The following is a 13,779-nucleotide window of genomic DNA, read 5'->3' as shown; positions in this document are numbered from 1 at the left end:
GAGTGGATGTGAGCAAGCGAGCCTTTAACTTCTGCGCCGGTCCTGCGGCGCTTCCCACCGAGGTGCTGGAGCGCGCCCGCGCCGAACTGCTGGATTGGCGGGGCAAGGGCCTGTCGGTCATGGAGATGAGCCACCGTAGCGACGACTACGTGGCCATCGCCGAGAAGGCCGAACAGGACCTGCGCGACCTGATGGGCGTGCCGTCGAACTACAAGGTGCTGTTCCTGCAGGGCGGCGCCAGCCAGCAGTTCGCCGAGATTCCGCTGAACCTGCTGCCCGAAGACGGCGTGGCGGACTACGTGGAAACCGGCATCTGGTCGAAGAAGGCCATCGAAGAGGCTCGCCGCTACGGCAACGTCAACGTGGCTGCCAGTGCATCCAAGTATGACTACTTCGCCATTCCCGGGCAGAACGAGTGGAACCTGTCCAAGGAAGCCGCCTACCTGCACTACGCGTCCAACGAGACCATCGGCGGCCTGGAATTCGACTGGATTCCGGAAGTCGGTGACGTCCCGCTGGTGGTGGACATGTCCTCGGACATCCTCTCCCGCCCGACCGACGTGTCGAAGTTCGGCCTGATCTACGCCGGCGCGCAGAAGAACATCGGCCCTTCCGGCCTGGTCGTTGTCATCGTCCGCGAAGACCTGCTGGGCCGCGCCCGCAGCATCTGCCCGACCATGCTCAACTACAAGGTCGCCGCCGATAACGGCTCCATGTACAACACCCCGGCTACCTACTCCTGGTACCTCTCCGGCCTGGTCTTCGAGTGGCTGAAGGAGCAGGGCGGCGTCGACGCCATGGAACAGCGCAACCGCGCCAAGAAGGACATGCTGTACGGCTTCATCGACAACAGCGACTTCTACACCAACCCGATCCAGCCCAGCGCCCGCTCCTGGATGAACGTGCCGTTCCGCCTGGCCGACGAGAAGCTCGACAAGGCCTTCCTCGAAGGCGCCGATGCGCGCGGCCTGCTCAACCTGAAAGGCCACCGTTCGGTGGGTGGCATGCGTGCCTCCATCTATAACGCCCTGGGCCTGGACGCCATCGAAGCCCTGGTTGGCTACATGGCCGAGTTCGAGAAGGAGCACGGCTGATGAGCGACGCTGACCAGCTCAAGGCTTTGCGCGTACGCATCGACAGCCTCGACGAGAAGATCCTCGAGCTGATCAGCGAACGCGCCCGCTGCGCCACCGACGTGGCGCGCGTGAAGATGGCTGCCCTGCCCGAAGGCGAGAAGCCGGTGTTCTACCGGCCCGAGCGCGAGGCGTGGGTGCTCAAGCACATCATGGAGCTGAACAAGGGCCCGCTGGACAACGAGGAAGTCGCTCGTCTGTTCCGCGAGATCATGTCCTCCTGCCTGGCCCTGGAGCAGCCGCTGAAAGTGGCCTACCTCGGCCCGGAAGGCACCTTCACCCAGGCCGCGGCGCTCAAGCACTTCGGCCATGCGGTGATCAGCACGCCGATGGCGGCTATTGACGAAGTGTTCCGCGAAGTCGCCGCCGGTGCGGTGAACTTCGGCGTGGTGCCGGTGGAAAACTCCACCGAGGGCGCGGTCAACCACACCCTCGACAGCTTCCTCGAGCACGACATGGTGATCTGCGGCGAGGTGGAGCTGCGCATCCACCATCACCTGCTGGTGGGCGAGAACACCAAGACCGGCAACATCACCCGCATCTACTCCCACGCCCAGTCCCTGGCTCAGTGCCGCAAGTGGCTGGACGCGCACTACCCGAACGTCGAGCGCGTGGCGGTTTCCAGTAACGCCGATGCCGCCAAGCGGGTGAAGAGCGAGTGGAACAGCGCAGCCATTGCCGGCGACATGGCCGCCAGCCTGTACGGTTTGGACAAGCTGCACGAAAAGATCGAGGATCGCCCGGACAACTCCACGCGCTTCCTCATGATCGGCAACCAGGAAGTGCCGCCCACCGGCGACGACAAGACTTCCATCATCGTTTCCATGCGCAACAAGCCGGGCGCGCTGCACGAGCTGCTGGTGCCGTTCCACAACAACGGCATCGACCTGACCCGCATCGAGACCCGCCCGTCGCGCAGCGGCAAGTGGACCTACGTGTTCTTCATCGACTTCGTCGGCCACCACAAGGACCCTCTGATCAAGGACGTCCTGGAAAAGATCAACAGCGAAGCCGTTGCCCTGAAGGTGCTGGGCTCGTACCCCAAAGCGGTTCTCTGAACCGACAGCCGCAAGCCAGGGCCGCAAGCTGCCGACACGTCGGTGGACGGTTGATGGCTTGCGGTCCATAGCTTGAGGCTTTTAGCGATGTCGTGTGATTTCCTTGCCCTGGCCCAGCCGGGCGTGCAGAAGCTTTCCCCCTACGTACCCGGCAAGCCGGTCGATGAACTGGCCCGCGAGCTGAAACTCGATCCCGCTGGCATCGTCAAGCTGGCCAGTAACGAGAACCCGCTGGGCCCGAGCCCGAAGGTCCTTGAAGCCATTCGTGCCGAACTGGCCGAACTGACCCGCTACCCCGACGGCAACGGCTTCGAGCTGAAGAGCCGACTGGCCGCTCGTTGCGCCGTCGACACCGAGCAGGTCACCCTGGGCAACGGCTCCAACGACATCCTCGACCTGGTCGCCCGTGCTTATCTTGCGCCCGGTCTGAACGCCGTGTTCAGCCAGTACGCCTTCGCCGTCTACCCGATCTCCACCCAGGCCGTCGGTGCCCAGGGCAAGGTTGTGCCGGCCAAAGACTGGGGCCATGACCTGGAAGCCATGCTGGCAGCCATCGACGGCAACACCCGCGTGGTCTTCATCGCCAACCCGAACAACCCCACCGGCACCTGGTTCGGCCCGGACGCGCTGGAGCGCTTCCTGTCGCAGGTTCCCGAAAGCGTCCTGGTGGTGCTCGATGAGGCCTACATCGAGTACGCCGAAGGCGAAGAGCTGCCGGACGGCCTGAAGTACCTGGCTCGCTACCCGAACCTGCTGGTCTCGCGGACCTTCTCCAAGGCCTACGGCCTGGCGTCGCTGCGGGTCGGCTACGCGATCTCCTCGGCGCAGGTCGCCGATGTGCTCAACCGCGTGCGCCAGCCGTTCAACGTCAACAGCCTGGCCCTGGCCGCCGCCTGCGCCGCGCTGGACGACGCCCAGTACTTGGCCGAAGGCAAGCGCATCAACGACGAAGGCATGGCCCAGCTGGAAAACGGCCTGCGCGCCCTGGACCTGCAATGGATTCCCTCCAAGGGCAACTTCATCGCCGTGGACCTCGAGCGCGATGCCGGTCCGGTCTACCAGGCCCTGCTCGCCGAGGGCGTGATCGTCCGTCCGGTGAGCGGCTACGGCATGCCACAGCACCTGCGCATTTCCATCGGCCTGCCGGCCGAGAACGCCCGTTTCCTCGAAGCGCTGGCCAAGGTACTCGCCCGTGCCTGATGCCCAGCCGCACAAGCTGCGCCGCCTGGTGGTGGTGGGGCTCGGCCTGATCGGCGGCTCCTTCGCCAAGGGTATCCGCGAGAAGGAGCTGTTCGAGGAAGTGGTTGGTGTCGACCGTGACCCGGAGACCCGCCGTCTGGCGGTGGAGCTGGGCGTGGTCGATCGCTGCGAGGAAAGCCTCGCCGCCGGTTGCCGTAACGCTGACGTGATCCAGCTCGCCGTGCCGATCCTGGCCATGGAAAAGGTCCTCGGCGAGCTCGCCGCCCTGGACATCGGCAACGCTATCCTCACCGACGTGGGCAGCGCCAAGGGCAACGTGGTGCGTGCTGCGAAAGCGGTGTTCGGTGGCATGCCGGCGCGCTTCGTCCCTGGCCATCCCATCGCCGGCTCCGAGCAGAGCGGGGTGGAAGCGGCCAACGCGAAACTGTTCCGTCGTCATAAAGTCATCCTCACGCCGCTGGATAATGCCGACGCGGATGCGATCCAGTGCGTCGATCGCCTCTGGCGCGAGCTGGGTGCGGATGTCGAGCAGATGGCCGTCGAACACCACGACGAAGTCCTCGCCGCCACCAGCCACCTGCCGCACCTGCTGGCCTTCACGCTGGTCGACTCGCTGGCCAAACGCAGCGAGAATCTGGAAATCTTCCGCTACGCCGCTGGCGGCTTCCGCGACTTCACGCGGATTGCCGGCAGCGACCCGGTGATGTGGCACGACATCTTCCTCGCCAACCGCGAGGCGGTGCTGCGCATCCTCGACGTATTCCGTGACGACCTCGATGATCTGCGCGGGGCCGTCGATAAAGGGGACGGGCAACAACTGATGGGCGTCTTCACTCGCGCCCGCGTTGCCCGCGAGCATTTCAGCAAAATCCTGGCCCGTCGGGCCTATGTGGACGCCATGCACAACAATGACCTGATTTTCCTGGCCCAGCCGGGTGGCCGCCTTTCCGGACGTGTTCGCGTACCGGGCGACAAGTCCATTTCCCATCGCTCGATCATGCTCGGCTCCCTCGCCGAAGGCACGACCGAGGTGCAAGGTTTCCTCGAGGGTGAAGACGCCCTCGCCACCATCCAGGCGTTCCGCGACATGGGTGTGGTCATCGAAGGCCCGCACCACGGCCGCGTGACCGTTCACGGCGTTGGCCTGCACGGTCTGAAGACCCCGCCTGGCCCGATCTACCTGGGCAACTCCGGCACCTCGATGCGTCTGCTCAGCGGACTGCTCGCCGCCCAGCCGTTCGACACCACCCTGACCGGCGACGCTTCGCTGTCCAAGCGCCCGATGAACCGCGTCGCCAAGCCGCTGCGCGAGATGGGTGCAGTGATCGAGACCGGCCCCGAAGGCCGTCCGCCGCTGACCATCCGTGGTGGCCAGAAACTCACCGGCATGCACTACGACATGCCGATGGCCAGCGCCCAGGTGAAGTCCTGCCTGCTGCTCGCCGGCCTCTATGCCGCTGGCGAAACCTCCACCACCGAGCCGGCCCCGACCCGCGACCACACCGAGCGCATGCTGCGCGGCTTCGGCTACCCGGTCGACGTTGAAGGCGCCACCGCCCGCGTCGAGTCCGGCCACAAGCTCAGCGCCACCTCGATCGAAGTGCCGGCCGATATCTCCTCGGCAGCCTTCTTCCTGGTCGCCGCGAGCATCGCCGAAGGTTCCGACCTGACTCTGGAGCACGTCGGCATCAACCCGACCCGTACCGGCGTCATCGACATCCTCAAACTCATGGGCGCCGACATTACCCTGGAGAACCAGCGTGAAGTGGGCGGCGAGCCGGTTGCCGACATCCGCGTGCGTTCTGCCCAGCTGAAAGGCATCGATATTCCCGAAGACCTGGTGCCGCTGGCGATCGACGAGTTCCCGGTACTCTTCGTCGCCGCCGCCAACGCGGAAGGCCGCACCGTCCTGCGCGGCGCAGAAGAGCTGCGGGTGAAGGAGTCCGACCGCATCCAGGTCATGGCCGACGGCCTGCTGGCCCTGGGCGTGAAGTGCGAGCCGACCCCGGACGGCATCATCATCGACGGCGGCAGCTACGGCGGAGGCGAAGTCTGGAGCCACGGCGACCACCGTATCGCCATGTCCTTCAGCGTGGCCTCCCTGCGCGCCGGTGCGCCTATCCGCATCCACGACTGCGCCAACGTTGCGACTTCCTTCCCGAATTTCCTCGGGCTGGCTTCCGGCGCGGGCATCCGCGTCGCCGAGGAGAAGAACTGATGAACGGTGAATGGCCGGTCCTCGCCATCGACGGCCCCAGTGGCTCGGGCAAGGGCACCGTCGCCGGTCTGCTGGCCAAGCGCCTGGGTTGGAACCTGCTGGACTCCGGTGCGCTGTATCGCCTGCTGGCGTTCGCTGCCGGTAACCACGGCATCGACCTGACCAACGAGGAAGCCCTCAAGGTGCTGGCTGCGCACCTGGATGTGCAGTTCACCCATGCCAAGGGTGGGCAGGGCCAGCACATCATCCTCGAAGGCGAAGACGTCACCGACGTGATCCGTACCGAGCAAGTCGGCGCCGGCGCCTCGCAGGTTGCTGCGCTGCCGGCGGTGCGCGATGCGTTGTTGCAACGCCAGCGCGCCTTCCTCGAAGCGCCGGGCCTGGTCGCCGACGGGCGCGACATGGGCACCGTGGTCTTCCCCGGCGCTCCGCTGAAAATATTCCTCACCGCCTCCGCCGAGGAGCGCGCCCGTCGCCGCTACCTGCAGCTCAAGGGCAAGGGCATCGACAGCGACCAGGCACAACTGGCCGAGGAAATCAGCGCCCGCGACGAGCGCGACAGCCAGCGTGCCGTCGCTCCGCTCAAGCCTGCCGAAGGCGCCATCCTGGTGGACTCCACCTCGATGAGCATCGACGACGTGGTGGACAGCATTCTTGCCGAGGTTTCGCGGCTGGGGCTGGCCGACTAGTCGATCGGGAAACGAAAATCCCCGGCCATGCCGGGGATTTTTCTTTTCGGGTAAGGATGCCCGCATCAGGGATCAGACGGGCGGTTCTCCCAATTTCCGAGGCTGGGCGAAAATACAGAAGTGAGGCTGGAGTCGCGAAGAACGTTGGAAACCAGGGTCGCCGATTGACGCAATCGGGATCCGTTGCTACCATTCCAGACCTTATATCGGGAGGGTTTCGCCCATATCGAGCGAAACGTTCCCTTAAAATCTGAATGTGGAGCATCCGTTTCGGCGGGTGCAACAGGGGGCCGGCGGGATACCAGTCTTGATCCCGCTGGCTTCTTTTTCATCACTTGACCGTGTCTGCTGGTGGCACGGAATCGGGCTTACAAGCCTTTGACTACAGGTATAGACATGAGCGAAAGCTTCGCAGAACTCTTTGAAGAAAGTCTTAAATCCCTCGACATGCAGCCGGGTGCAATCATCACCGGCATCGTGGTCGACATCGATGGTGACTGGGTCACCGTCCATGCCGGTCTGAAATCCGAGGGCGTCATCCCGGTCGAGCAGTTCTACAACGAACAGGGCGAGCTGACCATCAATGTGGGTGACGAAGTCCACGTTGCGCTGGACGCGGTAGAAGACGGCTTTGGTGAAACCAAGCTGTCCCGCGAAAAAGCCAAGCGTGCCGAGAGCTGGATCGTTCTGGAAGCTGCTTTCTCTGCCGACGAAGTGGTCAAAGGCGTCATCAACGGCAAGGTCAAGGGTGGCTTCACCGTCGACGTCAACGGCATCCGCGCGTTCCTGCCGGGTTCGCTGGTCGACGTGCGTCCGGTGCGTGACACCACTCACCTGGAAGGCAAAGAGCTCGAGTTCAAGGTCATCAAGCTGGACCAGAAGCGCAACAACGTTGTCGTTTCCCGTCGCAGCGTCCTGGAAGCCGAAAACAGCGCCGAGCGCGAAGCTCTGCTGGAATCGCTGCAGGAAGGCCAGCAGGTCAAAGGTATCGTCAAGAACCTCACCGACTACGGTGCGTTCGTTGACCTGGGCGGCGTCGATGGTCTGCTGCACATCACCGACATGGCCTGGAAGCGTATCAAGCATCCGTCGGAAATCGTCAACGTTGGCGATGAGATCGATGTCAAGGTTCTGAAGTTCGACCGCGAGCGCAACCGCGTATCCCTGGGCCTGAAGCAACTGGGCGAAGACCCATGGGTTGCCATCAAAGCCCGTTACCCGGAAGGCACCCGCGTTACCGCGCGCGTCACCAACCTCACCGACTACGGCTGCTTCGCCGAGCTGGAAGAGGGCGTGGAAGGCCTGGTACACGTCTCCGAAATGGACTGGACCAACAAGAACATCCACCCGTCGAAAGTCGTTCAAGTTGGCGACGAAGTGGAAGTTCAGGTTCTGGACATCGACGAAGAGCGTCGTCGTATCTCCCTGGGCATCAAGCAGTGCAAGTCCAACCCGTGGGAAGACTTCTCTGGCCGCTTCAACAAGGGCGACAAGATCTCCGGCACCATCAAGTCGATCACCGATTTCGGTATCTTCATCGGCCTGGAAGGCGGCATCGACGGTCTGGTTCACCTGTCCGACATCTCCTGGAACGAAGTTGGCGAAGAAGCCGTTCGCCGCTTCAAGAAGGGCGACGAGCTGGAAACCGTCATCCTCTCCGTTGATCCGGAGCGTGAGCGCATCTCCCTGGGCATCAAGCAGCTGGAAGACGATCCGTTCTCCAACTACGCATCGCTCAACGAGAAAGGCACCATCGTTCGCGGCACCGTGAAAGAAGTCGACGCCAAGGGCGCCGTCATCAGCCTGGGCGGCGAAATCGAAGGCGTTCTGAAAGCCTCCGAAATCAGCCGTGACCGCGTTGAAGACGCTCGCAACGTTCTGAAAGAAGGCGAAGAAGTCGAAGCCAAGATCATCAGCATCGACCGTAAGAGCCGCGTCATCTCCCTCTCCATCAAGTCGAAAGACGTTGATGACGAGAAAGATGCGATGAAAGAACTGCGCACCAAGCAAGACGTAGAAAACACTGGTCCGACCACCATCGGTGATCTGATCCGTGCTCAGATGGAGAACCAGGGCTAATCCCTGATTCACCATCCAAGGAAAAGGGCGACTTCGGTCGCCCTTTTTCGTTTCTGCCTTTCCTGGGGCGCGGGCGCGCAGTGCTTTCTCTACGCTGAGACTGGCGCTATGTTGCCTGCCCCGTTCCGGTCGTCTTTTTCATGCCTTATCTGCTTTTCGTCACCGTCCTCTGGGCGTTCTCCTTCAGCCTGATCGGCGAGTACCTTGCCGGGCAGGTCGACAGCTATTTCGCGGTGCTGACGCGAGTGGTGCTGGCCGGTCTGGTGTTCCTGCCGCTGACCCGCTGGCGCGGCGTCGAGCCGCGCTTCATCGCCGGCGTGATGCTGGCGGGCGCGCTGCAGTTCGGCATTACCTACGTCTGCCTGTACCAGAGCTTCCGCGTGCTGACGGTACCGGAAGTGCTGCTGTTCACCGTGCTGACGCCGCTGCATGTGGCGCTGATCGATGACGCGCTGAACCGTCGCTTCAACGCCTGGGCGCTGCTGGCAGCCGCCGTGGCGGTACTCGGCGCCGGAATCATTCGCTACGACGGCGTCAGCGGCGACTACATCCAGGGTTTCCTGCTGCTGCAACTGGCCAATGCGACCTTCGCGGCGGGGCAGGTGTTCTACAAGCACCTGGTGCAGCGCTATCCCTCGGATATCCCGCAATACCGCCGCTTCGGCTACTTCTTCGTTGGCGCGCTGCTGATTGCACTGCCGGGCTGGCTGCTGTTCGGCAATCCGCAGAAGCTGCCAACGACCGACCTGCAATGGGGCGTGCTGGTGTGGATGGGCCTGCTGGCCACCGCGCTGGGGCAGTTCTGGTGGAACAAGGGCGGCACGCTGGTGGATGCCGGCACCCTGGCGGTGATGAACAACCTGCACGTGCCGGTGGGCCTGCTGATCAATCTGCTGATCTGGAACGAAGCCGCCGACCTGCCGCGCCTGGCGCTGGGTGGTGCGGTGATCGTGGCGTCGCTGGGCGTCAACCGTTTCGGCCTGCGCCGTCAGAAGGAGCGCTTCGCATGAACATCTCCGGGCGTGGCGTAGCGCTGTCCCTGGCGTCTTCCGTGCTGTTCGTGACCCTGCCGGGCTACATCCATTCGCTGGAGCCGCTGACCAGCATCCAGGTGATCGCGCACCGGGTGGTCTGGTCGATTCCGATGGTCCTGCTGCTGGTGCTGTTCACCCGCCAGGGCGGTGTGCTGCGCGACGCGGGCCGGCGCCTGTTGCGCGAGCCGTGGCTGCTGGCGTGCTTCCCGCTGACGGCGGCGATGATGCTGATCCAGTGGGGCGTGTTCATCTGGGCGCCCATGGTCGGGCGCACGCTGGAGCTGTCGCTGGGCTACTTCCTGCTGCCGCTGACCATGGTGCTGTGCGGCCGGGTGTTCTACGGCGAGCGCCTGACCACGCTGCAGGCCATCGCCGTTGCCTTTGCGCTGGCGGGTGTGCTGCATGAACTCTGGCTGACCCGCGCATTCTCCTGGTTCACCCTGATCACTGCGCTGGGCTATCCGCCGTACTTCATGCTGCGCCGCAAGATGGCCGTGGATTCGCTGTCGGGCTTTGTCTTCGAGATGATCGTGCTGCTGCCGTTCGCCCTGGCGGCCCTGTGGATAACCAATAGCGGCCAGGTGCTGGAGGATGTGCCGCGCCTGTGGGCGCTGCTGCCGCTGCTGGGACTGATCAGCGCGCTGGCGTTCGGCGCGATGATGGCCGCCAGCCGGTTACTGCCCATGGGGCTGTTCGGAATTCTGAGCTACGTCGAGCCGGTGCTGCTGTTTGCCATCGCCGTGCTGTTCCTGGGCGAGGCGTTCAATCCGGCGCAGATCTGGACCTACGGGCCGATCTGGATCGCCGTGCTGCTGACCGGTTGGGATAGCGCGCGACTGCTGCGCCGACAGGCGCGTCGCGGGCTGTAAGCGAAGAGAGAGGTGAGGAGCAAGCGCTCTCCGGCAAGGGGAGAGCGCTCGGCGTCAGTCGAAGCGACCGCCGACGTCAGCCTTGGCCAGGGTTTCCGGCAGGATGCGGCGGGCAGCGGTGTAGTGCTTTTTCCAGTAGTCGCCACCGAGGTCGGAAACGCGGACCTTCTGGCCGCGACGCGGCGCGTGGACGAACTGGTTGTCGCCGACGTAGATGCCGACATGGTCGACATTGCGGCGGTTGTGGATGCGGAAGAACACCAGATCGCCGGGCTGCAGGTCATCACGCGCCACTTTGGAGTTGCCGCGCATGCTGAACATCTGCTGCGCGGTACGCGGCAGGTCGACTTCGTCGACGTTCTGGAACACGTAGTTCACCAGGCCGCTGCAATCGAAGCCGCGCTTGGGCGAAGTGCCGCCCCAGCGATAAGGCGTACCGATCATGCTGTAGGCACGCTGGGTAACCTGGTGCGCCTCGCTCTTGGTCGGCTTGACCGGCTGCTTGGCGTTGAAGGTCAGCAGGGCGCTGCCCTGGACCGGGACGCGCAGATCAACCGGGGCGGGTTGATAGGTGCGCGTGATCTTGTAGGAGGCGCTAGCCTCGGTAGCGACCAAGAAAGTCGCCAAGCCTATGGAAAGGCATGTCAAAAGGGTACTGCGCATTCGGCATGTCTTCTTGCTGGTTGATATCGCCCAGACTCCGCTGGATCGCCATTGTTGTCGGCGTGGTTTCCTTTGGTCCGCTCAAAAATTCCACGCATTCTGAACGACTTTTCATGACAGTTCGTACCGTCTGTCGATTCTGACTTTTCCCTTGTGACTTGCAGGGCGCTGCGTGACATGTGCTCAGACGCATCAGTCACGGCTTGACCTTATAGCCGGAAGCCCTATAAAACGCGGCTTTCGGCCGGGCGGCAGAAAACTGGCGGGATACTAGCCAGAAGCCAGTCGCTTAAGGCTTCTTAAGGAAAAACCCGACGAAATGCAGGTATTTGAGCTGAACGAATCAGCCCAGATGGGCAAGCAGAGCGGGAAGCACCTGCTCGCGCAGCAGCGGGGCGAGGTTGTGCGGATAGTTGCCGGTGGGGTCCATCCAGGCCAGTTCTTCCAGCTCGGCAGCGGGCTGGACGGCGTGAGGCAGGGCGGCGACGTAAACCTGCGCGTCGACGCGCATGTCCGGCTCGTTGGCGGCATTGGCCTGGAAGTGGCCGAGCGGGGTCAGTGCGGAGGTCGCCAGGTGCAGGTCGAGTTCTTCGCCCAGTTCGCGCAGCAGGGCCTGGACCGATGTCTCGCCGGGCTCGTGCTTGCCGCCGGGCAGCATGAAGGCGTGGGTGCCACGCTTTCGCACCAGCAGCAGGCGTCCGGCTTCATCCAGCAGGCAGGCGGCGGCGATACGAATGGTGGCGGTCATGGCGAGGGCGTTTCCTTCAGAACCTGGTAGCGCATCTGCACGATGCCGCTGGGGAAGCTGCGCTGCTCGAGCAGCTGCAGGCGTTGCTCGAGGCCGATGCTGAACAGGGGAATGCCGGCGCCGAGCAGGTGCGGAATGATGCTGACGATCACTTCGTCGAGCAAGCCTCCGGCGAGGAAATTGCCCGCCAGGCTGCCGCCGCCCACCAGCCAGATGCGTTCGCAGCCGCGCGCTTCCAGCGAGGCGAGGGCGTCCACCGGGGTGTAGTGCTCCAGTTCCACCTGGGGCGCGGCCTTGGGCAGGTGGTTGGAGCGGGTCATCACCAGCGCGGGCTTGTCCGGGTAGGGCCACTGCCCCTGGTTCAGGCAGAACAGGTAGGTGGCGCGGCCCATGAGCAGCCCATCGATGCCGGCATAGAAGGCGTTGTAGCCGTGGTCGTCGGCTTCGCTGCCGTAGCCATCGAGCCAGTCCACGCTGCCGTCGGGGCGGGCGATGTAACCGTCGAGGCTGGCCGCCACGTAGTAAATGAGAGTCGATGGCACCTGTATTCTCCTTTTTGTCAGGCCCATCAGAGCATGGCATCGCCTTTGGACCGGCGCCCGTACGTTTGTCGGGTTATTGACGCGGCGGGTCGTGCGCAGGGGCCGTCGGCAATAATTCCAGCGCGCCGGCTCGGCAAACATTAAGCTATGCAGCTATTTGGTCTTTACGTGATATCGAGGTCTGCCTTGTTCTCCCAATTCGCCCTCCACGAACGCCTGCTCAAGGCGCTCGATTCGTTGTCCTTCACCGAGCCGACCCCGGTCCAGGCTGCGGCCATTCCGAAGGCCCTGGAGGGACGCGACCTGCGGGTGACGGCGCAGACCGGCAGCGGCAAGACCGCCGCCTTCCTGCTGCCGCTGCTGCATCGCCTGCTCGCCGAGGAGAAGCCCAAGAGCGGCGCCCGCGCGCTGATCCTGCTGCCGACCCGCGAGCTGGCCCAGCAGACCCTCAAGGAAGTCGAGCGCTTCGCCCAGTTCACCTATATCAAGGCCTGCCTGATCACCGGCGGCGAGGATTTCAAGGTGCAGGGTGCGCGCCTGCGCAAGAACCCGGAGATCATCATCGGTACCCCGGGTCGCCTGAACGAGCAGTTCAACGCCGGCAACCTGCCGCTGGGCGATGTTGAAGTGCTGATCCTCGACGAAGCCGACCGCATGCTCGACATGGGCTTCTCCGAGGACGTGCTCAAGCTCGCCGCACAGTGCCCGACCGAGCGCCAGACCCTGCTGTTCTCCGCCACCAGCGGCAGCGGCCTGCACGAGATGGTCGAGAAGGTCTTGCGCGAGCCTGAGGTCCTGCAGCTCAACCGCGTCAGCGAGCTGAACGAGGACGTCAGCCAGCAGGTGATCCTGACCGACCACGTCGGTCACAAGGAACAGCTGCTGCAGTGGCTGCTGACCAATGAGAGCTACGAGAAGGCCATCGTCTTCACCAACACCCGCGTTGCCGCCGACCGTCTGACCGGCCGCCTGATTGCCGCTGGCCACAAGGTCTTCGTGCTGCACGGCGAGAAGGACCAGAAGGATCGCAAGCTGGCCATCGAGCGCCTGAAGCAGGGTGCGGTGAAGATCCTCGTCGCCACCGACGTGGCCGCACGCGGTCTGGACGTCGACGGCCTGGACCTGGTGATCAACTTCGATATCCCGCGTCGCGGCGATGAGTACGTGCACCGCATCGGCCGTACCGGGCGTGCAGGCGCCACGGGTGCGGCGATCTCGCTGGTGGGCCATGGCGACTGGAACCTGATGTCGAGCATCGAGCGTTACCTCAAGCTGCGCTTCGAGCTGCGTGTCATCAACGAGCTGAAGGCCACCTACAAGGGGCCGAAGAAGGTCAAGGCTTCCGGCAAGGCCGCTGGCACCAAGAAGAAAAAGGATGATGCTAAGAAGGCCGGTGGCAAGGCGGCGGCGAAGAAGAAGCCCGCTGCCAAGCGCAAGGCTGGCCCGTCCAAGGTGGTGAGCCAGGACGGCCTGGCGCCGCTCAAGCGCAAGAAGCCTGCCGCGGAATAAGTCTTTCGCATCACCCCAAGCGCCTCCCCTGACCGGG

General features: G+C 63.9%; 12 protein-coding genes. 9 read left to right on the top strand and 3 right to left on the bottom strand.

Annotated elements, in window-relative coordinates; all coding sequences use genetic code 11:
• The first annotated feature begins 8 nt into the window (after nt 1–8).
• From serC to rarD, 8 genes are all read left to right on the top strand, one after another.
• The gene (serC, locus tag IB256_RS22065) at nt 9–1,094 is read left to right on the top strand and encodes a 3-phosphoserine/phosphohydroxythreonine transaminase (RefSeq protein ID WP_192404071.1); all 1,086 of its coding nucleotides are present in this window, start codon (nt 9–11) and stop codon (nt 1,092–1,094) included.
• Nucleotides 1,094–2,191: a prephenate dehydratase gene (gene pheA / locus IB256_RS22060; RefSeq protein ID WP_192289281.1), complete on the top strand. Its 1,098-nt coding sequence runs from the start codon at nt 1,094–1,096 to the stop codon at nt 2,189–2,191. Before serC ends, pheA begins: the two co-directional genes overlap by 1 nt.
• An 87-nt stretch (nt 2,192–2,278) precedes the next feature.
• Nucleotides 2,279–3,391 carry a histidinol-phosphate transaminase gene (hisC, locus tag IB256_RS22055; RefSeq protein WP_192289279.1) on the top strand — a complete coding sequence of 371 codons (1,113 nt, stop codon included), beginning with the start codon at nt 2,279–2,281 and terminating at the stop codon, nt 3,389–3,391.
• Nucleotides 3,384–5,609, top strand: a complete 2,226-nt coding sequence (locus IB256_RS22050; protein WP_192404069.1) for a bifunctional prephenate dehydrogenase/3-phosphoshikimate 1-carboxyvinyltransferase — start codon at nt 3,384–3,386, stop codon at nt 5,607–5,609. Before hisC ends, IB256_RS22050 begins: the two co-directional genes overlap by 8 nt.
• Complete coding sequence (gene cmk / locus IB256_RS22045) at nt 5,609–6,298, top strand: (d)CMP kinase (protein ID WP_192289275.1); 690 nt, start codon at nt 5,609–5,611, stop codon at nt 6,296–6,298. The genes IB256_RS22050 and cmk overlap by 1 nt, the downstream gene beginning before the upstream one ends.
• 396 nt (nt 6,299–6,694) lie before the next feature.
• Entirely contained in the window at nt 6,695–8,377 is a 1,683-nt protein-coding gene (gene rpsA, locus IB256_RS22040; protein ID WP_017517968.1) for a 30S ribosomal protein S1, read from the top strand.
• Nucleotides 8,378–8,517: 140 nt separating this feature from the next.
• A complete protein-coding gene (locus tag IB256_RS22035; protein WP_192289273.1) occupies nt 8,518–9,387 on the top strand; it encodes a carboxylate/amino acid/amine transporter in 870 nt (289 codons plus the stop codon).
• Entirely contained in the window at nt 9,384–10,280 is an 897-nt protein-coding gene (rarD, locus tag IB256_RS22030; RefSeq protein WP_192289271.1) for an EamA family transporter RarD, read from the top strand. Before IB256_RS22035 ends, rarD begins: the two co-directional genes overlap by 4 nt.
• Nucleotides 10,281–10,334: 54 nt before the next feature.
• On the opposite strand, the gene IB256_RS22025 is transcribed toward rarD, so the two are convergent.
• The 3 genes from IB256_RS22025 to IB256_RS22015 all read right to left on the bottom strand — a co-directional run bounded on the left by IB256_RS22025 (nt 10,335) and on the right by IB256_RS22015 (nt 12,260).
• On the bottom strand, nt 10,335–10,943 hold the full coding sequence (locus tag IB256_RS22025; RefSeq protein ID WP_192404067.1) for a C40 family peptidase: 609 nt from the start codon (nt 10,941–10,943) through the stop codon (nt 10,335–10,337).
• Between the two features lie 343 nt (nt 10,944–11,286).
• A complete protein-coding gene (locus IB256_RS22020) occupies nt 11,287–11,691 on the bottom strand; it encodes an NUDIX hydrolase (RefSeq protein WP_192404065.1) in 405 nt (134 codons plus the stop codon).
• Nucleotides 11,688–12,260 (bottom strand): dihydrofolate reductase family protein, encoded by a 573-nt coding sequence (locus tag IB256_RS22015; protein WP_225601899.1) that lies wholly within the window; start codon nt 12,258–12,260, stop codon nt 11,688–11,690. The genes IB256_RS22020 and IB256_RS22015 overlap by 4 nt, the downstream gene beginning before the upstream one ends.
• 144 nt (nt 12,261–12,404) lie before the next feature.
• On the opposite strand from IB256_RS22015, the gene IB256_RS22010 reads away from it, so the two are divergent.
• Nucleotides 12,405–13,742, top strand: coding sequence for a DEAD/DEAH box helicase (locus IB256_RS22010; protein WP_192404298.1), 1,338 nt, complete (start codon nt 12,405–12,407; stop codon nt 13,740–13,742).
• Nucleotides 13,743–13,779 lie beyond the last annotated feature (37 nt).

The sequence above is a fragment of the Pseudomonas sp. PDM17 genome (assembly GCF_014851985.1).
Taxonomy (GTDB): domain Bacteria; phylum Pseudomonadota; class Gammaproteobacteria; order Pseudomonadales; family Pseudomonadaceae; genus Pseudomonas.
This window is presented reverse-complemented; position numbering and strand designations above follow the sequence as displayed.

Excerpts from the sequence above, each read along its gene's own strand:
- pheA (WP_192289281.1), top strand. The coding sequence starts at position 1,094 with ATGAGCGACGCTGACCAGCTCAAGGCTTTGCGCGTACGCATCGACAGC.
- hisC (WP_192289279.1), top strand. The coding sequence starts at position 2,279 with ATGTCGTGTGATTTCCTTGCCCTGGCCCAGCCGGGCGTGCAGAAGCTT.
- cmk (WP_192289275.1), top strand. The coding sequence starts at position 5,609 with ATGAACGGTGAATGGCCGGTCCTCGCCATCGACGGCCCCAGTGGCTCG.
- rpsA (WP_017517968.1), top strand. The coding sequence starts at position 6,695 with ATGAGCGAAAGCTTCGCAGAACTCTTTGAAGAAAGTCTTAAATCCCTC.
- IB256_RS22035 (WP_192289273.1), top strand. The coding sequence starts at position 8,518 with ATGCCTTATCTGCTTTTCGTCACCGTCCTCTGGGCGTTCTCCTTCAGC.
- rarD (WP_192289271.1), top strand. The coding sequence starts at position 9,384 with ATGAACATCTCCGGGCGTGGCGTAGCGCTGTCCCTGGCGTCTTCCGTG.
- IB256_RS22025 (WP_192404067.1), bottom strand. The coding sequence starts at position 10,943 with ATGCGCAGTACCCTTTTGACATGCCTTTCCATAGGCTTGGCGACTTTC.
- IB256_RS22020 (WP_192404065.1), bottom strand. The coding sequence starts at position 11,691 with ATGACCGCCACCATTCGTATCGCCGCCGCCTGCCTGCTGGATGAAGCC.
- IB256_RS22015 (WP_225601899.1), bottom strand. The coding sequence starts at position 12,260 with ATGGGCCTGACAAAAAGGAGAATACAGGTGCCATCGACTCTCATTTAC.